The sequence below is a fragment of the Sphingopyxis chilensis genome (genome assembly GCF_035930445.1).
Lineage (GTDB): Bacteria > Pseudomonadota > Alphaproteobacteria > Sphingomonadales > Sphingomonadaceae > Sphingopyxis > Sphingopyxis chilensis.
Genome location: NZ_CP142394.1, coordinates 2,415,967 through 2,439,343, shown reverse-complemented (window position 1 = coordinate 2,439,343; position 23,377 = coordinate 2,415,967). Strand labels below are relative to the sequence as shown.

Genomic DNA, 23,377 nt, shown 5'->3' with positions numbered 1-23,377 from the left:
CAGGTCAGCGCTTCGCCGCGGGGGCCGACGCCGTTCCCTTGGGCGCAGCGACGCGGACCGGCTGTCCCGGCTGGACCTTTTGCAGTCCGTCCACGATGACCCGGTCGCCCGGTTTCAGCCCGTCGAGGATCGACCACTGACCCGCGACCATGGTGCCCAGCTTGACGGGGCGCGGTGTCGCCACATTCTTTGCATCGAGCACCATCACGCTCGCCGCGTCGGCGGCCAGCTTCACCGCACGCTGCGGGATCAGCATGCCGTCGGCGCGATTGCCGGCAAAGATGCGCGCCCGGACGAACTGTCCGGGAAGCAGCGCCGAGTTCGGGTTCGGGAATTCGGCGCGCAGCGCCGCGGTGCCCGTCGCTTCGTCGATCGAGAGGTCGAAGAAATCGAGGTGTCCGACGATCGGGTAGGCGGTGCCGTCCTCGAGGATGAGCTGGACTTCGACGCGTTCGAGTTGCGGTGCGTTGACCTTGCCCGATTCCATGTCGCGACGTGTCGCCAAAAGGTCGGAGCTGGACTGGCCGAAATTGACATAGACGCGATCGATCTGCTCGATGGTGGTGAGCAGCGTCCCCTGTCCGGCGTTCACCAGCGCGCCCTCGGTAACCTCGGCGCGGCGCGCGCGGCCCGAAATCGGCGCGGTGACCGACGCATAGCCGAGATTGAGGCGCGCCGATTCCAGATTGGCCTGCGCCGCCTGCACATCGGCTTCGGCCGTCCGCTGCGCGGCAACCGCGGCGTCATATTCCTGTTTGCCGATTGCCTGATCGGCGAGCAGCGGCTGATAGCGTCCGACGACCTGGCGCGCGTTGGCCGCGGTGGCCTGCGCACGTGCGAGCTGCGCCCGCGCCGCATTGGCGGTCGCGGTCAACTCGCGGGGATCGATGCGGAACAGGGGGGTTCCGGCGCGCACATAGCTGCCCTCGTCGAACAGTCGCCGTTCGACGATGCCGTTGACGCGCGCGCGGACTTCGGACGTGCGATACGCCTGAACCCGACCGGGCAGTTCGATGACGTTCGGCACGGCTTGCGCGCGGACGGTCACGATATTGACCTCTGGCGGGGGTGGCGCGGGGGGCGCCTCGGACGAGCAGGCAGCCAGCAGAAAGGCCAGCGCAGCGCCGGCGGCGCAGCTGAGAGGACGGACGCGACTCATATGAACCCCTGAAAAATCGCAGTTGTGCGGGATTTGTTTATACGCAAATGCTTGCGCCGATGCGCCGTGTAATTTAAATTACAGGAAAGAGCAAGGGAAGGGGAGCGGGAATTGAGCATGTCGGAAACGATTTTATGTCAAATGGATAAGTCATCGCCGCGCGAACGGCGGCAAAGCGCTATTCTCGACGCCGCCGAGTCGTTATTTCTCGAACAGGGCTACGAGCGCACCAGCCTTGCCGAAATCGTCAAACGCTCGGGCGGTTCGCTCGCGACCCTTTATGAACTGTTCGGCAACAAGCAGGGATTGCTCCGCGCGATCGCGACCCGCTGGTGCGACGAAGCCATGCTCAGGTCGCTCGACGATGATGCGATCCGGGGACTGTCGAGCGTCGATGTCCTGAAGCGTTATGCGCATCGCCAGAAAGAGCTGATGGAATCGCCGCACGCGGTCGCCCTGATGCGCATGTTGATATCGGAAAGTTTGCGCGACCACGAATTTGCCATGCAGATCTACCTCGACCTTCATGTGCCTGCGCTGGAGGAATTGATCGAACTGTTCGCCGAATGGGCGGCGACGGGCAGGGCCGAGATTGATCGCCCGGACGCCGCAGCGCGCCTGTTTTTCGATATCGTCATCGGCGATTCGATGCTGAACACGCTGATGGGGATAGAGGTCGAATGGCTCGATCCCGAGCAGATCGACTGGCGGCTCCAGCCGTTCCTGTCGCATTTCAAGATCCGGTAAAGCGTCTGCGCGACGCGTTGATGTTGACATGATTGTCAGTAACTGAAAACCTGCGCCTTCCGTTTCGGGAGTGTCGCAACTTGGCCAGTACCGCCCTGCCATCGGCCGCCCCGGCCGACGAAACCTCCGCCTTGCGGCCGCGCACCGTCGCCGCCTATGCTGCAACCGCGGGGCCGACGGTCATGCTCGGCCTTCCATTCAGCGTCTATCTGCCGCCTTATATCGCCGAGGGCGGGGCGATTTCGGTTGCGCTGGTCGGGCTTCTCTTTTCGCTGACGACGATCTGGGACGGTGCCGTCGATCCGCTGATCGGGACGATGGTCGATCGCGCCCGCACCGGGCTGGGCGCGCACCGGCGCTGGATGCTGCTGGCGCTGCTTCCCTTGTCGCTACTGCTGCTGGCGCTCGTAACCGTGGGCGATCAACTGCCGTTCGCGGCGCTCTTCCTGATGATGGTGCTGTTTTACTCGAGCTACAGTCTGTACGAGGTCGCGCAGCTGTCGTGGGGATCGGCGCTCGTCCGCACGCCGGCCGACAGCGCGCTCCTCTATGGCATGCGCGACTGGTTCGCGAAAATCGCGCTGATCCTGGCTTTCGCCGCGCCCGCCGCGGCGCAGCTGCTGATTCCGGGGCTTAGTCTGCAGGGGCGGATCATGGCCTATGCCAGCCTCTTCCTTCTATTGGTGCCGATAGCGCTCGTCGCGATCCGCCGCGTGCCGTTGCGCGCGGTGGTGGCCGAATCCGGCTTCGGCTGGCGGCACGAAATCCGCGCGTCGCTGTCCTTTCGGCCCCTGATGCTGCTGCTCGGGGTGCAGTTCCTCAACAGCTTCGCTTTCGGGTCGCTGACTTCGCTCTTCGTCTTCTTCGCCGCGGCCGTGCTCGATCTCGACGCGCAGAGCGCCGTTCTGCTTTTTGCGAGCTTCATCGGCGGGGCGCTGGCGTCGCCGGTCTGGACTTTCCTCGCGCGCCGCTTCGGCAAGCCGCCGATGATGATGGCGATGGGGCTGCTGATCGGCAGTCTGCTCGTCGCGACACTGGCACAGCAGCCGCGCGGGCTGGGGCAGGCGGTCGGCTTTTCGCTGATGCTCGGCACCGGCTTCGTCGGCCTGCTGTTCACCTATTCGATGCTTGCCGACCTGATTCCGCGCGACAGCGCGCGATGCGGGCGGAGCCGGTCGGCCTTCCTCTTTGCGCTCTTGAACCTGATGGCGAAATTCGGCGTCGCTGCCGCGATCGCGGTCAGCTATGCGGCGCTTGATATCGTCGGTTTCGATCCGCAAAACGGCGAGGCGGCTGCGCGCGAACTGCATCTGATCTTCGCGCTGCAACCGACCGCCAGCTGGATTGTCATGGTCGGCCTGTTGATCTGGATGCAGCACGAACTTGCAATCGCCGCGCGGCCCAAGTAAAGGCCGCTTCATTCGGACAGATGCGCCGTTCTTTCCCGCCTTTCGCCGACACGCTCGGGGAGGGTGGGCGGACTATTGCCCAAAGCGTGCTTGACGCATGGGCGGCGGCAACCCATCTGGCCCGGATCATTGACGTTGCAAGGACAGGACGATCGACATGGCCAAGACCAGCCCGGCTGAGTTCATCAATCAGGTGCGCGCCGAAGCTCGCAAGATCGTCTGGCCGACGAGCCGCGAAACGGTGCAGACGACGATCATGGTGCTGATCATGACGACGATCCTTTCGCTCTTCTTCCTCGGCGTCGACACGGTTTTCAACGCGATCGTCAGCTGGCTGACGTCGCTCGCGCGCTAACGCCCGCGATCACAGGGACAGGATACGCATACATGGCGCGCTGGTACATCATTCACGCCTATTCGGGTTTCGAGAACAAGGTTCGCGATTCGGTGCTGTCCGAAGCCGAACGCATGGGCCTCACCGACTTCGTCGAAGCGGTCGAGGTGCCGGTCGAAACCGTCACCGAGGTGAAGCGCGGCAAGAAGGTCCAGGCCGAGCGTAAATTCTTCCCTGGCTATGTTCTCGCCAAGCTGACGATGACCGACGACGTCTATCACCTCGTCAAGAATACGCCGAAGGTCACCGGCTTCCTCGGCTCGATGGGCAAGCCGCAGGCGATCAGCGAAGCCGAAGCCGCGCGCATCCTCAACAGCAAGGAAGAGGCCGCGGCGCGTCCGAAGACCGAAATCCGCGTCGACTATGAAATCGGCGACCAGGTCAAGGTGCTCGACGGTCCCTTCGCCAGCTTCAACGGGCTGGTCGAGGAACTCGATTTCGAAAAGGCGCGCGTCAAGGTGTCGGTGTCGATCTTCGGTCGCGCGACGCCGGTCGAACTCGACTTCGAACAGGTCGAACGCTTCAAGTAACGGCGCCGTGCGCCCCAGCCGATGGAACAGCGCATGAGCTTCACGCCCGAAGAGCTGCAGGCGCGCCTCGATCTCGCGCGCGAAATCAACGCGAGCACGCCCGCCGACAAGGTCGTTGGCGCCGTGGCGCGGCTGTTCGACCTCGACGCGGTGCCGGGCCTCGACGATGAATTCACCTTTCCCGCGCGCCCGACCACCTCGCGCGACCGGATTTTCGGCGGTCAGGTTATCGCGCAGGCGATGACCGCCGCGGCGCGCACGGTCGATCCTGACAAGCAGGTTCATTCGCTTCACGCCTATTTCCTGCGCGGCGGCGACGAGACGAAGCCGCTGCATTTCCGCCTGCACCGTGACTTCGACGGCCGCAGCTTTTCGAACCGCCGCGTCGTCGTTCGTCAGGACGGCAAGGTCATCTTCAACCTGACCGCGTCGTTTCAGCTACCCGCCGAAGGACTGTCGCACCAGGTTCCCATGCCCGACCTGCTGCCGCCCGAGGAATGCTGGGACTTCACCGATTTCATCGCGGCAGATCCCCATATTTCCGACCGTCAGCTCGCGCATATGGCGCGCAGCCGCCCGTTCGAGGTGCGCAGCTTCCGCCCCCCGGCTTCGGACAAGGCGACGCAGCATTACCAGTGGTTCCGCGTCGCATCGCCGATCGGCGATGACCCGCTGCTCCACCGGGGTTTCCTCGCCTTCGCGTCCGACATGGGGCTCCTGTCGTCTGCAATGTTGCCGCACGGCGTCAGCTTCTCGACCCCGGGCATGGTGTCGACCAGCCTCGATCATGCGATGTGGCTCCATGGGCCGGTGCGCGTCGACGACTGGTTCGTCTTTGTGATGGACAGCCCGTGGACGGGCGGCGACCGCGGGCTGTGCCGCGGCTCGATCTATCGCCGCGATGGCACGCTGATGGCCACCGTCGCGCAGGAAGGCCTGATCCGCTACCGCCCCCAATAAGGCTTGTTTTCCGGCGCCTTTGGCCTTATGGGCGCCGCTTCGCATCAGATACGGTTGCGATTCCGCGCGGGAGGAGGGGTGATGCCCTCTGCTGGACCGCTTATTTTGAGGCTCGTCGCCACGCGGCGGGCCGACAGAAAGAAAGGAGGCCATCATGGCCAAGAAGATCAGCGGCTACATCAAGCTGCAGGTGCCCGCCGGCACCGCCAACCCCTCGCCGCCGCTCGGGCCGGCGCTCGGTCAGCGCGGCGTCAACATCATGGAATTCTGCAAGGCGTTCAACGCCGCGACCGATTCCATGGAAAAGGGCACCCCAACCCCGACCATCATCACCGTCTTCGCCGACAAGAGCTTTTCGTTCGTCACGAAAACGCCGCCGGCAACCTACCTGATCAAGAAGGCCGCGAACCTGAAATCGGGTTCGAAGGAGCCCGGCAAGATCAGCGGTGGCAAGATCGCGCGCTCGAAGCTCGCCGAAATCGCCGAGATCAAGATGAAGGATCTCAACGCCAACGACATTGAACAGGCGACGAAGATCATCGAAGGCAGCGCCCGCTCGATGGGCCTCGAAGTGACGGAGGGCTGAACATGGCCAAGCTGACCAAGAAGCAGAAGGCCCTCGAGGGCAAGGTCGATGCGCTGAAGCTCCACGGCGTCGACGAAGCGATCAAGCTGGTTCGCGAACTGGCGACCGCCAAGTTCGACGAAACGCTCGAAATCGCGATGAACCTGGGCGTCGATCCGCGTCACGCCGACCAGATGGTCCGCGGCGTCGTCACGCTCCCCGCCGGTACCGGCAAGGACGTCAAGGTTGCCGTGTTCGCGCGCGGCGATAATGCCGACAAGGCGCTGGCCGCCGGAGCCGACAAGGTCGGTGCCGAAGACCTGATGGAAGACATGCTCGCGGGCAACCTCGACTATGGCCGCGTCATCGCGACGCCGGACATGATGGGCATCGTCGGCCGCCTCGGCAAGACGCTGGGTCCGAAAGGCCTGATGCCGAACCCGAAGCTGGGTACCGTGACCCCGAACGTCGCCGAAGCCGTGAAGGCCGCCAAGGGCGGTCAGATCGAATTCCGCGTCGAAAAGGTCGGCATCATCCACGCTGGCCTCGGCAAGCTGTCGTTCGGCGAGGAAAAGCTCCGCCAGAACTTCGACGCCTTCGTCGACGCGATCGTCAAGGCCAAGCCGTCGGGTGCCAAGGGCAAGTATGTCCGCAAGGTCGCGCTGTCGTCGTCGATGGGCCCGGGCGTAAAGGTCGACACGGCCGAGGTCGCCGGCGCCTGATTTCAGGCACGCGCATGATTTAGAGAAGGGCCGGAGGAAACTCCGGCCCTTTTCTTATGGGCGGGTTTGGGGTGGGAAGGGGGCATCTGAAATCATTCACGGGATCTCAGGTATCTAACCGTGTCAATGCAGCGGTCGGTCGGGGTGCGGGAGAAAAAATCTTCTCCGAATTTAGAAATCCATTCTGACTTACTATCGGGAAGTGCATTCAGAAGGTCACGTATCTTCCCAAAAAAGTTCCGGTCGACCCCGCCCTCGATGATCTCCGATCCGGTGATGGTCGACGGAAAGTTCGCCGTTGGCATGAAGGTCACAAGGCCGCCAAATTTGAACCGCTTTGATGGCGGACGCAGACGCTCGAGATCTTCCTCGAAAACCACAATCAGGTCACCTTCGACTCTGCGTTTCTGCGTGCTTGCTCCGAACATTCTGCTCGACCGGGGAGAAAACATCTTCAACGTTTCGCCGCGCTCGAAGACGAGGCAGTCGAAATGCTCGAACGAGACCACCTCTAATCCGCTCTGAATTGCGAGCTGGGCGGCAAGCTTCCGCTGCATTACTCTTTTCCCCTATGCTGCCGACTTAGCCTTATGAGGTGCAGAGCGAACGTCCACAACCGGTCGTTAGCCGTCACCCCGCCCGCCGAAACTCGATCAGGTCCCACTTGTTGCCGTAAAGGTCGAGGAACACCGCCACCGTGCCATAATCGGCCTCCATCGGCTCGCGTTCGATCCGCACGCCCCGGTCGAGCAGACGCTGATAGTCGCGGGCGAAATCGTCGGTCTGCAGGAACAGAAAGACGCGCCCGCCCGACTGGTTGCCGATGAATTTCGCCTGTTCCTCGTTGGCGGCGCGCGCGAGCAGGATTGTCGCGCCGCCCGGCGGATTGCCCGGCGGCGCCACCAGCACCCAGCGCTTGTCCTGCGCCGGCTGATATTCGTCGACGACGAGCGTGAAGCCGAGCGTGCCGACATAAAAGCCGATCGCCTCGTCATAGTCGCGCACGACGAGTGCAATATGCGCGAGCGACTGGCGCGTCATTCGCGCAGCCCCCTTAGCGCCGCGCCGGCAGCAAACGGCCCGATTACCGTCAGCAGCAAGCTTGTCGCCGCGAGCAATTTCATCGCGCCGCGCCCCGACGGATCTAGCATTCCCGCCCCGAAGATCAGCAGCGGCACCGCGAGCGGCAGGATCAGCAGCCCCCCGATCGCACTGCCGCCCTTGTGGTTCGCGGTCAGCGCGGCGCTCAGCACCGCAAGCGAGGCGAGCGCCGGAACGGCCATGGCGATGCCCGTCGCGAGCAGTTCGGCGCGCGCCGCATCCTGTGCGAGCAGCGCCGCTGCGGGGAGGAGGGCGATCAACAAAGGCAGCCCGAAACCAATGGCATGCGCGCCAATCTTCACTGCAGCGATGACCTCATCGGCAAAGCCGCGCACCGCGAGTTGATCGAGCACGCCCGCATCCTTGTCGGGCTTCACCAACCGGTCGATGGGCAGCAAGGCCGCGAGCAGCGCCGCGACCCAGACCATCCCGCCGCCCGCGCGGCGCAGCAGCGGCGCATCGGGACCAACCGCGAAAGGAAATGCCGTCGCGACGAGCAGGAAGAAGAGCACCGGTAGCCACAGCGCCCCGCTGCCCCACGCGCGCCGCAGGTCGCGCCAGAAGAGGGCGATGAGAGCCGTCACGCGATACCGCCCTTTCTCGTCATTGCGAGCGAAGCGAAGCAATCCAGCGTCACGTAAACCGCCCTGGATTGCTTCGCTTCGCTCGCAATGACGGAGTGGAGGAGCATCAGGCGAGCGCCCCCATATCCAGCTCCGCCAAGTCCGGGATCCCGAGCGCGAAGTGTGACGCCAGCATTACCGCCCCGCCGTTCGCGCGGTGCCTGGCAACCGCTGCGACCAGCCGCGCCTGTGCTGCCTCGTCCATGCCGTTCGCGGGTTCGTCGAGCAGCCAGATCGCCGCGCCGCTCGCGAGCACCCTCACCATCGCCGCGCGCTTGCGCTGGCCGGTCGAGAGCATCGCGACCGGCACCTCGGCGAGCGGGGCGAGTGCCATATCGGCCATCGCGCGGTCGACCGCATGGCCATCGACCGTGTCGACCCGCGCCCAGAAATCGAGAGCGCGCCGCAACGGCAGCTCGGCGTCGAGTGCGCTGGCTTCGTCGATCAGCGCGACGCGCTCGCGGCGCTCGACTGTTCCGGCTGCCGGGCGGAGCAATCCGGCGGCAAGGCGGATCAAACTCGACTTGCCCGCGCCGTTGGGCCCGCGCAGCCACAGCGCATCGCCGCGGCCGAGCGTCAGCGACAGTCGCTCGAACAGCAACCGGTCGCCGCGGATGCACGCCACATTGTCCAGCCGCAGCAATTCACCCACGCTCGCCGCGCGCGGAGGAACGCTCACGCCATATCCTCGAGCGCGTGCATGTCGTCGTCGGAAAAACCGAAATGATGGCCGATCTCGTGGATCAACACATGACGGACCAGCCATTCGAGCTTTTCGCCGGTTTCGATCCATTCGACGAGTATGGGAATGCGATAGAGCGTCACCCGGTCGGGCATGCCGCCGCTTTCGCCGACGCTGCGCTCGGTCAGCGGGCGGCCTTCATAGAGGCCGGTGAGGTCGTGGGGATGCTCGATTTCGAGCGCGGCGAGTATCTCGTCGTCGGCGAATTCCTCGATCGCAATCACTACGCCCTTGATATGCGGCTTGAACACATCGGGCATGGTTTCGAACGCCGCCTCGGCCATCGCGAACAGCGCATCGGCGTCGGGCGCGGTGCCGGTCCATCCGGCGGGCAGGTCGGGGGGCAGGCTGGTCTTGTCGCTCATCGCGCTCTTCCTTATGGCGAGCGCACGACATTGACCAGCGGGAGAAACAAGATGGTCCGGAAACTCGACGAAACCGAGCGCAGCGCGCTCCTCGCCCGCTTTCCCGAATGGATGCACGAACCGTCGCGCGACGCGATCACGCGCCAGTTCAAATTCGCCGATTTCGCACAGGCCTTCGGCTTCATGGCGAGCGTCGCGATCGTCGCCGAAAAGATGGACCATCATCCCGAATGGTCGAACGTCTATAATCGCGTCGATATCCTGCTGACGACGCACGATGCCGACGGCTTGTCGGAACGCGACGCCAAACTGGCCGAAGCGATCGAGGCGCTCGCCTGACCCGCTGCAACGGCCGCTTTTGGGCCGGCAGCCGATATTATTCCGCGTCCAACCGCACGAACCGCATGTCGCCGCCGGCGCGGTGAAGCGTCAGCCCGCGTTCGGTTCGTTCCGCGCACGCGCCGTTGAAATCGACCACGCCGATGTCGTTGGGCACGATGACGACGCGCAGCTTGCCGCCGTCGGCGTCGGTCAGCTCGTAGCGCGGCGCGGTGATGCCGTAGATCGGTTCGCGCAACTCGATCCAGCGGGGGATGCGCGCGTCGCCTTCGGGCATCGTCCAGCCATCATATTGGGTATAATTCTCGGCCGCATCGCCGCTATCGAAACCGATCGTGAAATCGACGCCGGGGATCGCTTCGCCATTCGGCCAGGTGACGAGCAGCGTCGGGACGGCGCCGTCGACCTCGATCAGCGGGCCCTTTTCCATCACGGGCAGCACGGGCCTGGGATCGGTGGTGAGACAGATGCGTTCGTCGCAAGCTTCCCACCGGCCCTCGGCGCGTTCGTCGAGCGCGCCCGCGGCGAGCATATATTGGAAATGGCCATCGCTGCGGATCAGCAGGCCGCCGCCGACATCGGGCCCTTCGGAAAGGCTATATTCGCCGACGAAAGGTGAATCCTGCGCGGTGGCGGGGGCAGCGGTTAGAAGAGCGGCGATCAGCAGGGTGCGCATATGCCGACCATGCGGCGACCGGGGCGCGGACGCCAGCCCCTTTCCACTTGCCCCGCCACCTGCTAGGCGCCCGCGCCATGTCCAAGCATCCCGACCGCCGTACCTTCGCCATCATTTCGCACCCCGACGCGGGGAAGACGACGCTGACCGAGAAGCTGCTCGTCGCGGGCGGCGCGATCCATATCGCGGGCGAGGTCAAGGCGCGGGGCGCCGCGCGGCGCGCGCGCTCCGACTGGATGAAGATCGAGCAGCAGCGCGGGATTTCGGTGACCTCGTCGGTGATGACCTTCGAGCATGCGGGGCTGATCTTCAACCTGCTCGACACGCCGGGGCACGAGGATTTCAGCGAGGATACCTACCGTACCCTCACGGCGGTCGACAGTGCGGTGATGGTGATCGACGCCGCGAAGGGCATCGAGCCGCAGACGCTGAAGCTGTTCGAGGTGTGCCGGCTGCGTTCGGTGCCGATCATCACCTTCATCAACAAGGTCGACCGCGAAGGGCAGACGCCGTTCGAGCTGCTCGACGAGGTTGCCGACCGGCTGGCGCTCGACGTGTGCCCGATGAACTGGCCCGCGGGCATGGGCGGGCAGTTCGAGGGGATTTACGACCTCGTCGATCCGGCGCTGATGGTGCCCGGCGGCGACGCGTCGCGCATGTATGAGGGCGAACGGATCGCGGTCGAGGGGCTCGATGACCCGCGGCTTGCGGCGAAGCTCAGCGCCGATGCCTTTGCCTTGCTCAAGGAAGAAACCGAGCTGGCGTCGGCCTGCTACGCGCCGTTCGATGCAGCCGCATACCGGAACGGCGACCTGACGCCGGTCTTCTTTGGTTCGGCGCTCAAGGAGTTCGGCGTCATTGACCTGCTTGCGGGACTGGCGAACCACGCGCCGGGGCCGCAGCCGCAGCCCGCCGAGCCCGCGCCGGTGCAGCCGGACGACGATGCCGTCACCGGCTTCGTGTTCAAGGTGCAGGCGAACATGAACCCCGCGCACCGCGACCGCATCGCCTTCATGCGGCTGTGCTCGGGCAAGTTCGAGCGCGGGATGCGGCTGATGCAGGGCGGGACGGGCAAGGCGATCGCGATCAGCCGCCCGATGTTGTTCCTCGCGCAGGACCGCGAAATGGCCGAAGAGGCGTTTCCGGGCGACATCATCGGTATTCCGAACCACGGCACACTGCGCGTCGGCGATACGCTGTCGGAACGCAGCGATATCATGATTACCGGCTTGCCCAATTTCGCGCCCGAAATCCTCCGCCGCGTCGCGCTTGTCGACCCGACCAAGACCAAGCAGCTGAGGAAAGCGCTCGACGACATGGCCGAGGAGGGGATCATCCAGGTCTTCTACCCCGAAATCGGGGCGAACATGATCGTTGGCGTCGTCGGCCAGTTGCAGCTCGACGTGCTGATCAGCCGGCTTGAGGCCGAGTATAAGGTCGAGGCGAAGCTCGAGCAGTCGCCGTGGGACACCGCGCGCTGGATCGCCAGCGACGATGCCGCGGCGCTGAAGGCATTCCAGGCCGACAATCGCGGCGCGGCGGCGACCGACCGCGACGGCGCTCCGGTGTTCATGGCGAAGGATGCGTGGGAGGTCGGCTATGTCACCCAGCGCCATCCCGCGATCCGCTTCACCGCGACGAAGGAGCGGGTTTTCGCTCCGGCCGGTTGATCGCGTCCGCCAATTCCGCCACCATGACCTCATCTTGGGCAAAGGTGGGGGTATCGATGCGCGGATGGATTTTGACGCTGGCGGCGATTGCCAGCTGCGCGCCGGCGATGGCACAGTCGGCGATCCAATTGCCGATCGCGGCCGGGTTCTGGGCCAACGACGACCAGACATGCGCGACGGTGCGCTATGGCTATATCTTCGACGGGTCGCGTTGGGGCGCGGTCTATTATTACGGACCGTCGGGCAATCTGGGGCCCGCAGCCGAGTTGCAGCTGATCACACAGACGCGCGCCGTCGAGGACGATTTTACCCAGATGCAGTTCGGCGGCTATGACGGTGCGGGCTATTTCCGGGTCAAGGCGACAGGCGCCGACCGCGCGCTCTATCGCGTCGGCGCGCCCTTTCGTGAAGAGATCCAGGTTTCCGACGAGGCGCTGATCCGCTGCTCCTACCAGGCGATGTCGCCGAAGATGAAGGCCGCGATGCGGCGCTTCGCGCCCGCGCTCGCTAAATAAGGCTGAGCAGGTCGGCGGGGGCGGGGGCTTCGTCCTCTTCCTCTTCGCCTTCGAACTTGCTCAGCGTGACGCCGAGCAGGCGGATACCCTGTTCGGTAGGCAGGAGCGGCGCAAGGATCGCTTCACCCGCCGCGAGCAGCGAATTGCCGTCGAGGATCGGCGAGGGCACCGACTTCGCGCGCGTGATCGTCTTGAAATCGGCGTAACGCAGCTTCAGCGTCACCGTGCGGCCACGCGCACCTTTCTTTGCCGCGCGGTCCCACACGACGGTGCAGACATGCGCAAGCGCCTCGCGGATTTCGGTATCGGTGACCAGATCGTTGAAGAAGGTGCGCTCGCCGCCCAGCGATTTCAGCGGCCGGTTCGACTTGACGCGGCGGTGATCAATGCCGCGCGCCAGGTTATGGAGCCATTCGGCGCTGTTGCCGAAATGCTCGGCAAGCCAGAACGGGTCCTTCGCCGCGAGATCGGCGCCCGAAAAAATGCCGAGCCCCTCCATCTTCGCCGCGGTGACCGGGCCGATGCCGTGGAAGCGGCGGATCGACAGCGTCTGGACGAACGCCGCGCCGCGGCCGGGCGGGATGACGGTCAGGCCGTCGGGCTTGTTCTGGTCCGACGCCAGCTTGGCGATGAACTTGTTGTACGAAACGCCGGCGGAGGCGGTGAGGCCGGTTTCTTCGCGGATGCGCGCGCGGATCAGCCGTGCGGTTGCCGTCGCGCTGCCCAGCCCCGCCTTGTCGGCGCTGACGTCGAGATAGGCTTCGTCGAGCGACAAGGGCTCGACCTCATCGGCATAGTCGCGGAAGATCGCGCGAATCTGCTGCGACACCTCGCGATACACTTCGAAGCGCGGGGGCACGAAGATGAGGGCGGGGCACTGGCGCTTCGCCGTGACGCTGGGCATCGCCGAGCGAACGCCGAACTTGCGCGCCTCATAGCTCGCCGCCGCGACGACACCGCGACGCGATGAGCCGCCAACCGCGACGGGCTGGCCGCGCAGCGCGGGATCGTCGCGCTGTTCGACCGAGGCGTAAAAGGCGTCCATGTCGACATGGATGATCTTGCGGTTGGTTGTCGTTGTATCTCTCTGGTGAATCAAGGGCATATCTCTTGACCGGCTTTTGCCTCCATGGGGCGAAAATCTCTATCGATTGCCGCATCGAGATTACCTGACGATTGCTCAGGATGCCAGTGTGAAGAAGAACAAACCGAGAATTCATGTCACAGTGAACGCCATTCGGTCCCTGCGTCCGTCAACTCCAAACAAGAAGAATTTCATCTGGGATGACGAGGTTCGTGGGTTTGGAGTGTATCGCACTTCAGGTGGAAATGTCATCTTCGTCTAACAGTACCGAACACCGAATAACTTTTCAACAAACTGGGCGAATATGCCGCGTTCCGGACGGCCTCTTCTCAAGACGGCGGAGGCGGCGCATTATCTCGGGCTTGCTAGTACCGGCGTGTTGACGATGACTCGCGCTCGCGCTCGCGCTCGCGCTCGCGCTCGCGGCCGCGGCGGCGAGCGTGACCGCGAGCAGGCCGCGCAGGCGCGGCGTTTTGAGATATTGACGGGTGCCTTGGGTGGTCTTGTCGTAAATTCCGCCGGGCTGCGCCTTCGCGGTGGTACGCGGCAGGGTCACCGACAGCACAAGCAGTGCCGAGCAGGCGAAGCCGATCGCGGTGCCCGAGAAGAGCCAGTGGAAACTCATGATGCCGAGCAGAGCCGCGGCGAGGATCGGGCTGACGAGGCTTTCCATGTCATAGGCGAGGCGCGAGAGCGACAGCGCGCGCGTATAGTCTTTCTCGTCGGGGAGCACGTCGGGGATCGTTGCCTGAAAGGTCGGCGTGAACCCCGCCGACGCCGATTGAAGAATGAAGATCAGCAGGTAAATCTGCCAGACTTGGTCCACGAACGGGAGGGTCAGCGCAACGAGGCCGCGCACGACGTCCATCGCGACGAGAAAGGTCTTGCGGGGCAGGCGGCTCGCATAGGCGCCGACCATCGGCGCGACGCCGATATAGGCGACCATCTTGATTGCCATTGCCGTTCCAAGCACCGCGCCTGCGTTTGCGCCAGCGATCTCGAAGGCGAGCAGCCCGAGCGCGACGGTTGCGAGGCCGGTGCCGACGAGCGCGATGATCTGTGCGAGGAAGAGGTGGCGGTAGGTGCGGTTGGCAAGCACGTCGAGCATGACAAGTCCTGGCAATGGTCTCCGGCCAGACGCTGCCGGCCGGAGGCAGACCGCGTCGTCAGACGACGCGGCGCAGGTCGGTATAGGCGCCTTCGGTGCGCAACGTAATCGTGACCGGCCCGGCCGAGCGATTGCGCCAGAACCAGCCATGCTTGCCGTCGAAGGCGGCGACAAGCTCACCGGACTCACCGGCGGTCTCCTTGCCCTTGCCGTAGCCGTGGTAATCGATGCCCGGTGCATCGGCGTGCGTGTCGAAATTGACGCGGCCACCTTCGACCGACCAGTTGAAGGTGAGGCGCGCGTTCTTCGCCATCGTCGCCTTGATCTCGGCGCCTTGGCCCGGCGCGAGGGTCAGCTTCATCGTGTCCGAGCGCGGGGCTTCGGCCGCCGCGCCCACTGTCGCGACCTTTGCGGGTGCTGCCTGCGAAGCCGGGGCAACGGGCGCGGCGCCAGCGGTCGCATCGGCTGCGGCTTCCTCGGCAAGCTGGGCCTTGATCTCGCCCATCCGGGTGAGGCCGAGCTGACGGCCGATGCCCGTTGGATCGATCGCATATTCGCTGGGGAGCACGACCGCGACGAGGATCGCGCCGGCGGCGGCGAACGCCAATGCGGTCGCTCTCAAAAGTTGACGGCTTGTTGGCAAGTCTTCGATTTGGGGTTTCTGGCTGTTGAACATGATGGATTTCCTTTGGGTTAGCTGATGACGTAGCCGGCGAGCTGGTAGCCGACGAGCACGAAGCCCGCGGTCATCAGCAGCACATTGGCGGCGAAGGCATGGCGCATGAAACTCGGCGTGCGGCGCCAGAAGCCCATGACGATCAGGATAGCGCCGAGCGCCAGCAATTGCCCGATCTCGACCCCGATGTTGAAGGCGAGCAGGTTTGCGATCAGCCCTTCTTGCGCGATCTCGAACTCGATGATCTTGGTCGCCAAGCCAAAGCCGTGGAAGAAACCGAAGATCAGCGTGGCGGCCTTGGTGTTCGGCTGGACGCCGAACCAGCGCTGATAGGCGCCGAGATTGTCGAGCGCCTTATACACGACGGACAGGCCGATAATCGCGTCGATGATATAGGCGTTGGCGCTGATGCCGGTGAGCACGCCGAACAGCATCGTCGTCGAATGGCCGATCGCGAACAGGGTCACATACAGCCCGATGTCCTTCATCCGGTAGAGAAAGAAGATGACGCCGAAGAGGAAGAGCAGATGGTCGTAGCCCGTGACCATATGCTTGGCGCCCAGATAGACGAACGGCCAGAAGAGGACGCCGCTGCTTTCCTGGATATAGCCCTTGTCGCCCTCGGCGACATTATGCGCCCAGGCATCGGCGCCTGCCGCGAGCGTGAGTAGGGTCAGGCTTAGCGCGAGCAGGAGCCTCTGAAGATTTTTGCCCCGCGGGACGGTCGTCCGGATGAACATGCGGATATTCTCCTTGGTGATGGGTGCCCCGCGCGCCGCAAGGATGCGCGGGGCGAGCGGTCAGGCCGGTTAAGGCCGGGCCGCTGGGGGCTCGGTTGTCTGGTCTTTCGCCCCGCGTCCGTGGACCATGCGATAAAGCGCGGGCAGGATGAGCAAGGTCAGGATCGTCGAGGAGACGATGCCGCCGATCACCACGGTCGCGAGCGGTCGCTGGACCTCGGCACCGGCGCCGACGTTGAACGCCATCGGCACGAAGCCGAGGCTCGCCACCAGCGCGGTCATCAGCACCGGGCGCAGACGCGTCAGCGCGCCTTCGCGGATCGCTTCGTCCAGCCCGCTGCCGCTTTCACGCAGTTGTCGGATGAAGCTCAGCATCACGACGCCGTTGAGCACCGCCACCCCCGACAGGGCGATGAAGCCAACCCCGGCCGAGATCGACAGCGGCATGTCGCGGATGAGCAGCGCGGCGACGCCCCCGGTGAGCGCGAGCGGCACCCCCGAAAAGACGATCGCCGCATCCCTGGCCGAGCGGAAGAGCGCATAGAGCAGTCCGAAGATCAGCAGTAGCGCGGCGGGCACGACGACTTGCAGGCGCTTTGCCGCCGAGATCAGCTGCTCGAACGTGCCGCCATAAGCGACCCAATATCCGGGCGGCACCTCGACCTCGGCATCGATCTTGGCCTGAAGCTCCGCGATGAACGAGCCGAGATCGCGGCCCCGCACGTTCGCGGTCACCACGACGCGGCGCTTGCCGTCCTCGCGGCTGATCTGGTTGGGGCCGATCACGACCTCGACCTTCGCGACATCGGCGAGCGGCACGAAACCGCGCAGCCCCGCATCGGGCGCCGCTCCCATCGTCACGTCGGCCGATGGGCCGATGGCGGGAAGCGGAATGCGCAGCCGCCCGATCTCGTCGACCCGTTCGCGGACGTTCTCGGGCAGGCGAACGATGATCGGGAAGCGCCGGTCGCCCTCGAAAATCTGGCCGGCCTGGACCCCGCCGATCGACACCGCGACGACATCCTGGATGTCGCCGACGTTGAGGCCGAAGCGCGCGAGCGCCGCCCGGTCGGGGGTGATTTGCAGCATCGGCAGGCCGGTGACCTGCTCGACGCTGACATCCGCCGCTCCTTCGAGGCCCGAAGCCACGCCTTCGAGCTGCTGACCGATTTCGAGCAGCGTATCGAGATCGTCGCCGAAGACCTTGATCGCGACATCGGCGCGCACCCCCGAAAGCAGTTCGTTGAAGCGCATCTGGATCGGCTGGGTGAACTCGTAATTATTGCCCGGAATCTCTGCCACTGCGGCTTGCAGTTCGCGGACAAGCTGGTCCTTGGGCTTGCGCGGGTTCGGCCAGTCGGCGCGATCCTTCATGATGATGAAGGTATCGGCGACCGAGGGCGGCATCGGATCGGTCGCGACTTCGGCGGTGCCGATCTTCGCCACCACCCGGTCGACCTCGGGGAACTGCTTGATCCGCGCTTCGAGCGCGGTCTGCATCTGCACCGCTTGGGACAGGCTGGTTCCTGGGATGCGGAGCGCGTGGAGCGCGATGTCGCCCTCATCGAGATTGGGCACGAACTCCGAGCCCATCCGGCTTGCGGCGATCCCCGAGATCACGACAAGCGCGACCGCACCCGCGACGAACGCGGCCCGAAGCCGCATCGCCTTGTCGAGCGCGGGGGCGTAGATGCGCCGCGCCCAGCCCATCAGCCGGCTTTCCTTCTCCTCGACCTTGCCGGTGACGAACAGCGCTACGGCTGCCGGCACGAAGGTGAGTGAAAGGATGAGTGCAGCGGTCAGCGCCATCACGACGGTAATCGCCATCGGGTGGAACATCTTGCCCTCGACCCCCGTGAGCGCGAAGATCGGCACGTAGACGAGCGCGATGATCAGCATTCCGAACAGCGATGGGCGGATCACTTCAGACGTTGCGGTCGCCGCGAGCTGGAAGCGCTCGTCGCGATCGAGTAGACGGCCGAGCCGGTGCTGTGCCTCGCCGAAGCGGCGGAGGCAATTCTCGACGATGATGACCGCGCCGTCGACGATCAGACCGAAGTCGAGCGCGCCGAGGCTCATCAGATTGCCCGAGATGCCGCCGCGCACCATGCCGCTGATCGTCATCAGCATCGTGATCGGGATGACCGCCGCGGTGATCAGCGCCGCGCGGACGTTGCCGAGCAGCAGGAAGAGAATGACGATGACGAGGAGCGCGCCTTCGATCAGGTTTTTCTCGACGGTCCAGATCGCGCGCTCGACAAGGTCGGTGCGGTCGTAGATCGCGACGGCTTTCACGCCCGCGGGGAGCGCCTTTGCCGCTTCTTCGAGCCGTTCGGCGGCGGCGCGCGCAACGATGCGGCTGTTCTCGCCCGCGAGCATGAACACGGTACCGAGCACGACCTCCTTGCCATTTTCGGTCGCGGCGCCGGTGCGTAGCTCCTCGCCCATGCCGACGTCGGCGACGTCGGCGATACGAATCGGCACGCCGTTCCGGTTGCTGACGATGATCATTCCGAGTTCGTCGGTGCCGGCGGCCTGACCCGGCGTGCGGACGAGATATTGCTCGCCATAGCGTTCGACATAGCCCGCACCGCGATTGTCGTTGTTGCGTTCGAGCGCCTGCACCACATCGCCCAGCGTGAGTCCGTAGGCCGAGAGCCGCGCCGGGATCGGGGTCACATGATATTGGCGCTCGAAGCCGCCGATGCTGTTGACCTCGGTCACCCCGGGCGTGCTGCGAAGCTGCGGACGGATTACCCAATCCTGCAAGGTGCGCAGATCCTCGGGCGTGTAGGCGCTGCCGTCGGGCTTCTTCGCCCCCGGCTCGGCCTCCAGCGTATACATGAAGATCTCGCCGAGGCCGGTCGCGATTGGTCCCATTTCTGGGGTTACGCCGGGCGGTAGCTGTTCGCGCGCCGATTGCAGCCGTTCGTTGATGAGCTGCCGCGCGAAATAGATGCTCGTGCCATCCTCGAAGACCGCAGTGACCTGGGAGAGACCGTAGCGCGATACCGAGCGGGTGTATTGCAGTCCCGGCAGGCCGGCGATCGCCGTCTCGACCGGGAAGGTGACGCGCTGTTCGGCTTCGAGCGGGGAAAAGCCCGCCGCCTCGCTGTTGATCTGGACCTGGACGTTGGTGATGTCGGGGGTGGCGTCAATCGGCAGGCGCTGGAAGCTCCAGACGCCGATCGCGCAGAGCAAAACGACAATTGCGATGACCGACCAGCGAAAGCGGATTGCAGCCGCAATCAGTCGTTCAAGCAAAGGGAGTTTACCCGGTGAGGCTGGATCAATGGTCATGGCTGGCCCCAGACTTCTCGATGTCGGCGCGGATCAGGAAAGCGCCATCGGTGACATAGATTTCGCCGGGCGCGAGCCCGCCGAGCACTTCCGTCCACTCGGGGGTACGGCGACCGATTTCCAGCATCCGCACCTCATAGGTGTTGCCGACCTTGGCGAAGACGACCTCGAAGTCGCGGAAGCGCTGGATCGCCTTGGTCCGGACCGCGAGGGGGACATTCGCTTGCGACACGGCGAAGCTGCCTTCCACGCCCATTCCGGGCCGGAACTCGCGCGACGCGACCGGCGGCAGATGGACATGCGCGAGCATCGTCTGGCTCGCGACATCCGCCGTTGGCAGCACCGCCTCGACCTCGGCCTGAAAGCGCGCTTCACCCGAAAGGCTCTTGAGGCTCACCGGCTGACCGACGCGCACTCGCTCGGCATCGCGCGGATAAACGAAGAACTCGGCGTGGAGCTTGGTCGGATCGGCAATCACGAACAGCGCACGGTCGCCGGTCGTGTCGCCGACATTGACATTCTTCTCGACGATCGTGCCGCTGATCGGGGCTGGCACCGTGTAAATCTGGAGCGAATGGCTTGATTCCACCCGTGCCAGCACCTGGCCGCGGCGGACCTGCTGACCGAGCTTGCCGTTCAGCGACACGATCAGGCCTGGCAGCCGCGCGCGGACATCGGCCTTTCCTTCGGGCGTGATCTCGATCCGGCCGCTCATGTCGATGAGGTCGCTGACCGTCGCCGGTCCTGCGGCCTCGACCTTGACCCCGCCAGCCTTGGCGGCGTCGGGTGCGATCACCGTGCGGCCCTCATAGGACTGATAGGCCCATTTGTGACTGCGGCCACCTTCGGACGCGGCGACGCGAACATCGAAGCTGTGTGGTTCGGTGACCACCCCGCTGCCGCGCAGGAAATCCTCCTGCGGCGCAAAGCTGAAGCGATCGACCTTGCCGCCGAGGCGGCCGAGCTCGATCGTCAGCTTGACGTCCGAGGGTTTGGCCGGCTTGTCGTTCCGATAAGCGTAAACGCGAAACTCGGGATCGACGCCATCTTCGAAGATGGTGACCTCCAGCGCAAAATCGCCTTCGCGCAGCATCCGGCCGCGGTGCGGGCCGCGCTCATATTCGCCGGCCTTCGCCGCTGTGGTTTCCTTGTTCTCCGTGCCGCTGTCGCCGCAGCCAGTGAGCAAAGCCAGGGCAATGACCGACGCCGCCCCGAGCAGATATTTGGTCATCGTATCGTCTCCATTTTGGCAAGCAGGGGTGTGTGGCGGCCGGTCAAACGGTCGAGCCGGACGCCCAGAAGGTGAAAGCGGCGAAGCAACTCGATCCGCCGCGCCCGCGCGTCGGACACCGCCGCCTGCGCCTGCGAAAATTCGAGGAAGGTGAAAGCCGTGCCGCCGCGCGCTAGTCCGTCGCGGATCAGCCGCACCGCGCGCGTCGCGCTGGGCAGCACTTCGGCATCGATGCGCTTGACCTCGGACGCAATCAGCTGCCGATCCGCCACAATCTTGCCGATCTCTCGCTCGATCTCGACTCGTGTCACCGCGACATCGGCTTCGATGGCGCGCTTCTCGGCCTGCGCCCGCGCCACATTACCGCGATTGGCAGTTTTGGTGCCGAGCGGGATCGAGCCGCCGACCATCACCGCGACGTCATTGCCCTCGCCAAAGTGGCGAAGCCCGACCCGTCCGCTCGGATCGGCGACATTGCCGGCCTCGGCGAGTTTCACCTTGGCGTCGGCGGCTGCGAGTTCGGCCGCGAGAATGGCGACGTCGGCCGAATCCGCCTTTGGCGGCACGGCGAGATCGAGCGTCTCGAAAAGGGCGGGGTCGAGCTTGAAGTCGCCGCTGCCGCCCCACCAGGCCGCGAGATTATTACGCGCGTTCCGTGCACTTTCGCGCGCCTGTTCGAGCGCGATTTCGGCCTGCGCAACATTGGTCCGCGCGCGCTCGGCGGCGAACCACGGATCGAGCGCGCCGGTGACGCGCTTCACGACATCGAGTTCGACGCGCTGGAGATCGGCGAGGCGCGTCTCGGCGACGGGGATCGCGGCCTCGGTGGCCAGCGCCTCGACCCACGCCGCTTGCACGCGCGCGAGGCGATCGAGCAGGCGGACGCGGTTTTGCGCTCCGACGATCGCGACATCGGCCCGCGCCGCGCCGATACGCGCCTCGCGCTTGCCGCCGCGTTCCCACGTCCGCTCATACCAGCCGGTCGCCTGCGACCGGTTCAGCGGCGAATAGGGTCCGGTCCCGGCGAAATCCTCGAAATCGATGCCGACGACATCGCGCGGACGGACGTCGGCCTGCAGGATGGCGGCGTCGGCGGCTTCGAGACGCGCGGCATTGGCAGCGATAGCGGGGTCGTTCGTCGCGACCCGCGAAAGCGCTTCGTCGAGGCCCAGAGTTTGCGCCGATGCAGGCTGCGCCACGAGGATAAGCAGGACCGCCCCGCAGAGCATGGCTCTACGCGCGGCACGCGCGCCGGAGCGCGCACGATGAAAGGAAAACATGAGATAGCGGCCTCGCTGAAAGGCATAGGAAAAGCCCACACCTCAGAAGGCGCGGGAACTCAGACGGTCAGCGAGGTGCTTCTGGGAGGTCGTTCGGGTCCGGGCGATCGCAGCCCGACGATATGTCGTTCTCGAATCGCCTGGTGCAGACTGGCGAGCGACGTGCGGGCTTCGCCCGCAGCGGCTTCGGGGACGAGCAGATTGGGGCCGCTGTCGCCATGATGATGATGACCTCCACCGGCGCGATCGCCGGGCTCATCCTCGCCATCAGAGGTGTCTTCATGATGCTCGGCGTGCGCGTCATCATTATCATGGACGGTGTCGACCGAGAAACTGGCCGGGTCATCATGATCGTGCGCGATCATCAGTCCCGGCGCGTGCTGAATCTGGTTCGCCGCTTTGGCCGGAATTGTTGCCGCATAGAACAGCATAAGCGCAACGCATAGCGCGGCTATCAGGCGATCCATGGCAGAAGCGAGCGGGTTCGTCACGGCTAAGCGTGTAATCGCGGGTGTGGCGATTGACAAGCATGGGCAATTTGGAGACCCGATGTTCGGAATTACCCCTTCAAGGCCGGAAGGCGCGATGTCTTCTGCCGGCCGTTTTCAGCTTAGCGCTTACCAGGAGGGATGAAAATGACCTTCGAGGGCGTGGTCGCCGCCAGGATACCAGAACCGGGCGAATGTAACCGGCACGTCGTCGTTCCATGTTCGCCGCTCCACGACCAGGCAGGCTTTGCCGGGGTCGATGCCGAGATGGTCTGCAAGCTTCCTATCGGCATTCTGCGCAGAAATCATATGCTTGGCCTCGGTCCAGGGCACATGCGCGAGAAGCCATTGGCCGGGACTGACCGTTTCGAGCGGCTGACAAGTAATCTGCGGCGCCGCCTCGATATTGATCAGGCGCTCCTCCAGCTGGAACGGCCGGTCGTCGCACAAATGCAGGCACAGCATGCGGATCGCTGGCGTGCCGGCGGAAAGGCCAAGATCGCTCCGGGCCGACCAGTCCGGTTCGGCCATGGCGCAATCGAGCAGGCGATAGCTATACACGCCCCCTTCGCGTTGCACCGCGTCCGACGCATCCCTGGTTGAAACCGCACTCCGGGACGTATGTCGACCAGATGGTGATCATTTGGATATCTGGAGGCTTCCATCATGGCCCTTTCGACAGAAAGGGGAGACGGGGCCATGAGCTCATAATCTGTCCAAAGCGTCGCGCCCAAGAATCGCACGTCGCCGATCGTCACGGCGGCATCCATGAGGAAGTGGACGTGCAATTCACCTGCTAGAGATTCGGCTTTAGTGGCCTCTTCAGGAAGCAAACGGGCGTACCATTCATGATTGCCGGGAACATATACCACAGGGCGGCCGCTGGCTCGCTCCGCAAGCCAGCGGACCCCTTCAGACGCCACATGGATTTCGCCTGCCGCAATAATGACATG

At 64.7% G+C, this 23,377-nt stretch carries 26 protein-coding genes; 10 read left to right on the top strand and 16 right to left on the bottom strand.

What is annotated here, in order from left to right:
* Positions 1-4: 4 nt before the first annotated feature.
* A complete protein-coding gene (locus VSX79_RS11350) occupies positions 5-1,159 on the bottom strand; it encodes an efflux RND transporter periplasmic adaptor subunit (protein ID WP_179495375.1) in 1,155 nt (384 codons plus the stop codon).
* 141 nt (positions 1,160-1,300) lie between these two features.
* On the opposite strand from VSX79_RS11350, the gene VSX79_RS11345 reads away from it, so the two are divergent.
* The 7 genes from VSX79_RS11345 (at position 1,301) to rplA (ending at position 6,486) form a co-directional block, all read left to right on the top strand.
* Positions 1,301-1,906, top strand: a complete 606-nt coding sequence (locus VSX79_RS11345) for a TetR/AcrR family transcriptional regulator (protein WP_326913385.1) — start codon at positions 1,301-1,303, stop codon at positions 1,904-1,906.
* Positions 1,907-1,986: 80 nt separating this feature from the next.
* Entirely contained in the window at positions 1,987-3,315 is a 1,329-nt protein-coding gene (locus VSX79_RS11340) for an MFS transporter (RefSeq protein WP_326913384.1), read from the top strand.
* 157 nt (positions 3,316-3,472) lie between these two features.
* The gene (gene secE / locus VSX79_RS11335; protein WP_037554036.1) at positions 3,473-3,670 is read left to right on the top strand and encodes a preprotein translocase subunit SecE; all 198 of its coding nucleotides are present in this window, start codon (positions 3,473-3,475) and stop codon (positions 3,668-3,670) included.
* A gap of 32 nt (positions 3,671-3,702) precedes the next feature.
* A complete protein-coding gene (gene nusG, locus VSX79_RS11330; RefSeq protein ID WP_093508678.1) occupies positions 3,703-4,239 on the top strand; it encodes a transcription termination/antitermination protein NusG in 537 nt (178 codons plus the stop codon).
* 33 nt (positions 4,240-4,272) lie between these two features.
* The gene (locus VSX79_RS11325) at positions 4,273-5,199 is read left to right on the top strand and encodes an acyl-CoA thioesterase (protein WP_179495379.1); all 927 of its coding nucleotides are present in this window, start codon (positions 4,273-4,275) and stop codon (positions 5,197-5,199) included.
* A gap of 154 nt (positions 5,200-5,353) precedes the next feature.
* A complete protein-coding gene (gene rplK, locus VSX79_RS11320; protein WP_058808269.1) occupies positions 5,354-5,785 on the top strand; it encodes a 50S ribosomal protein L11 in 432 nt (143 codons plus the stop codon).
* 2 nt (positions 5,786-5,787) lie between these two features.
* The gene (gene rplA, locus VSX79_RS11315) at positions 5,788-6,486 is read left to right on the top strand and encodes a 50S ribosomal protein L1 (protein ID WP_179495381.1); all 699 of its coding nucleotides are present in this window, start codon (positions 5,788-5,790) and stop codon (positions 6,484-6,486) included.
* A gap of 92 nt (positions 6,487-6,578) precedes the next feature.
* Here the strand turns inward: rplA and VSX79_RS11310 are convergent, their stop codons facing one another.
* From VSX79_RS11310 to VSX79_RS11290, 5 genes are all read right to left on the bottom strand, one after another.
* Positions 6,579-7,043, bottom strand: a complete 465-nt coding sequence (locus VSX79_RS11310) for a hypothetical protein (protein ID WP_179495383.1) — start codon at positions 7,041-7,043, stop codon at positions 6,579-6,581.
* Between the two features lie 73 nt (positions 7,044-7,116).
* On the bottom strand, positions 7,117-7,527 hold the full coding sequence (locus VSX79_RS11305; RefSeq protein WP_326913383.1) for a VOC family protein: 411 nt from the start codon (positions 7,525-7,527) through the stop codon (positions 7,117-7,119).
* Positions 7,524-8,171, bottom strand: a complete 648-nt coding sequence (locus VSX79_RS11300; RefSeq protein WP_179495387.1) for a heme exporter protein CcmB — start codon at positions 8,169-8,171, stop codon at positions 7,524-7,526. The genes VSX79_RS11305 and VSX79_RS11300 overlap by 4 nt, the downstream gene beginning before the upstream one ends.
* 106 nt (positions 8,172-8,277) lie before the next feature.
* Complete coding sequence (gene ccmA, locus VSX79_RS11295) at positions 8,278-8,862, bottom strand: heme ABC exporter ATP-binding protein CcmA (RefSeq protein ID WP_326915251.1); 585 nt, start codon at positions 8,860-8,862, stop codon at positions 8,278-8,280.
* 23 nt (positions 8,863-8,885) lie between these two features.
* Positions 8,886-9,317, bottom strand: coding sequence for a metallopeptidase family protein (locus VSX79_RS11290; RefSeq protein WP_179495391.1), 432 nt, complete (start codon positions 9,315-9,317; stop codon positions 8,886-8,888).
* A 51-nt stretch (positions 9,318-9,368) separates the two neighbouring features.
* On the opposite strand from VSX79_RS11290, the gene VSX79_RS11285 reads away from it, so the two are divergent.
* The gene (locus VSX79_RS11285) at positions 9,369-9,656 is read left to right on the top strand and encodes a 4a-hydroxytetrahydrobiopterin dehydratase (protein ID WP_179495394.1); all 288 of its coding nucleotides are present in this window, start codon (positions 9,369-9,371) and stop codon (positions 9,654-9,656) included.
* Between the two features lie 37 nt (positions 9,657-9,693).
* Here the strand turns inward: VSX79_RS11285 and VSX79_RS11280 are convergent, their stop codons facing one another.
* Complete coding sequence (locus VSX79_RS11280; RefSeq protein ID WP_326913382.1) at positions 9,694-10,332, bottom strand: hypothetical protein; 639 nt, start codon at positions 10,330-10,332, stop codon at positions 9,694-9,696.
* 77 nt (positions 10,333-10,409) lie between these two features.
* Here VSX79_RS11280 and VSX79_RS11275 point away from each other — a divergent pair, with 77 nt between their 5' ends.
* Both VSX79_RS11275 and VSX79_RS11270 read left to right on the top strand, forming a co-directional pair.
* Entirely contained in the window at positions 10,410-12,002 is a 1,593-nt protein-coding gene (locus tag VSX79_RS11275) for a peptide chain release factor 3 (RefSeq protein ID WP_326913381.1), read from the top strand.
* Positions 12,003-12,058: 56 nt separating this feature from the next.
* The gene (locus VSX79_RS11270) at positions 12,059-12,517 is read left to right on the top strand and encodes a hypothetical protein (protein WP_326913380.1); all 459 of its coding nucleotides are present in this window, start codon (positions 12,059-12,061) and stop codon (positions 12,515-12,517) included.
* Here VSX79_RS11270 and dinB read toward each other — a convergent pair.
* From dinB to VSX79_RS11225, 9 genes are all read right to left on the bottom strand, one after another.
* On the bottom strand, positions 12,510-13,562 hold the full coding sequence (gene dinB, locus VSX79_RS11265) for a DNA polymerase IV (RefSeq protein ID WP_326915250.1): 1,053 nt from the start codon (positions 13,560-13,562) through the stop codon (positions 12,510-12,512). The two genes, VSX79_RS11270 and dinB, sit on opposite strands and share 8 nt — an antisense overlap.
* 325 nt (positions 13,563-13,887) lie before the next feature.
* On the bottom strand, positions 13,888-14,709 hold the full coding sequence (locus VSX79_RS11260) for an MFS transporter (protein ID WP_456154542.1): 822 nt from the start codon (positions 14,707-14,709) through the stop codon (positions 13,888-13,890).
* A 58-nt stretch (positions 14,710-14,767) separates the two neighbouring features.
* Positions 14,768-15,316 (bottom strand): transmembrane anchor protein, encoded by a 549-nt coding sequence (locus tag VSX79_RS11255; protein ID WP_257018076.1) that lies wholly within the window; start codon positions 15,314-15,316, stop codon positions 14,768-14,770.
* A gap of 86 nt (positions 15,317-15,402) precedes the next feature.
* A complete protein-coding gene (locus VSX79_RS11250) occupies positions 15,403-16,125 on the bottom strand; it encodes a HupE/UreJ family protein (protein WP_179495414.1) in 723 nt (240 codons plus the stop codon).
* Between the two features lie 69 nt (positions 16,126-16,194).
* Entirely contained in the window at positions 16,195-19,425 is a 3,231-nt protein-coding gene (locus VSX79_RS11245; RefSeq protein ID WP_326913379.1) for a CusA/CzcA family heavy metal efflux RND transporter, read from the bottom strand.
* Positions 19,415-20,656 carry an efflux RND transporter periplasmic adaptor subunit gene (locus tag VSX79_RS11240; protein WP_179495416.1) on the bottom strand — a complete coding sequence of 414 codons (1,242 nt, stop codon included), beginning with the start codon at positions 20,654-20,656 and terminating at the stop codon, positions 19,415-19,417. The genes VSX79_RS11245 and VSX79_RS11240 overlap by 11 nt, the downstream gene beginning before the upstream one ends.
* The gene (locus VSX79_RS11235) at positions 20,653-21,855 is read right to left on the bottom strand and encodes a TolC family protein (RefSeq protein WP_326913378.1); all 1,203 of its coding nucleotides are present in this window, start codon (positions 21,853-21,855) and stop codon (positions 20,653-20,655) included. The genes VSX79_RS11240 and VSX79_RS11235 overlap by 4 nt, the downstream gene beginning before the upstream one ends.
* Before the next feature lie 140 nt (positions 21,856-21,995).
* Positions 21,996-22,367, bottom strand: coding sequence for a hypothetical protein (locus tag VSX79_RS11230; protein ID WP_326913377.1), 372 nt, complete (start codon positions 22,365-22,367; stop codon positions 21,996-21,998).
* 186 nt (positions 22,368-22,553) lie between these two features.
* Entirely contained in the window at positions 22,554-22,985 is a 432-nt protein-coding gene (locus tag VSX79_RS11225) for a UTRA domain-containing protein (RefSeq protein ID WP_326913376.1), read from the bottom strand.
* Between the last annotated feature and the right edge of the window lie 392 nt (positions 22,986-23,377).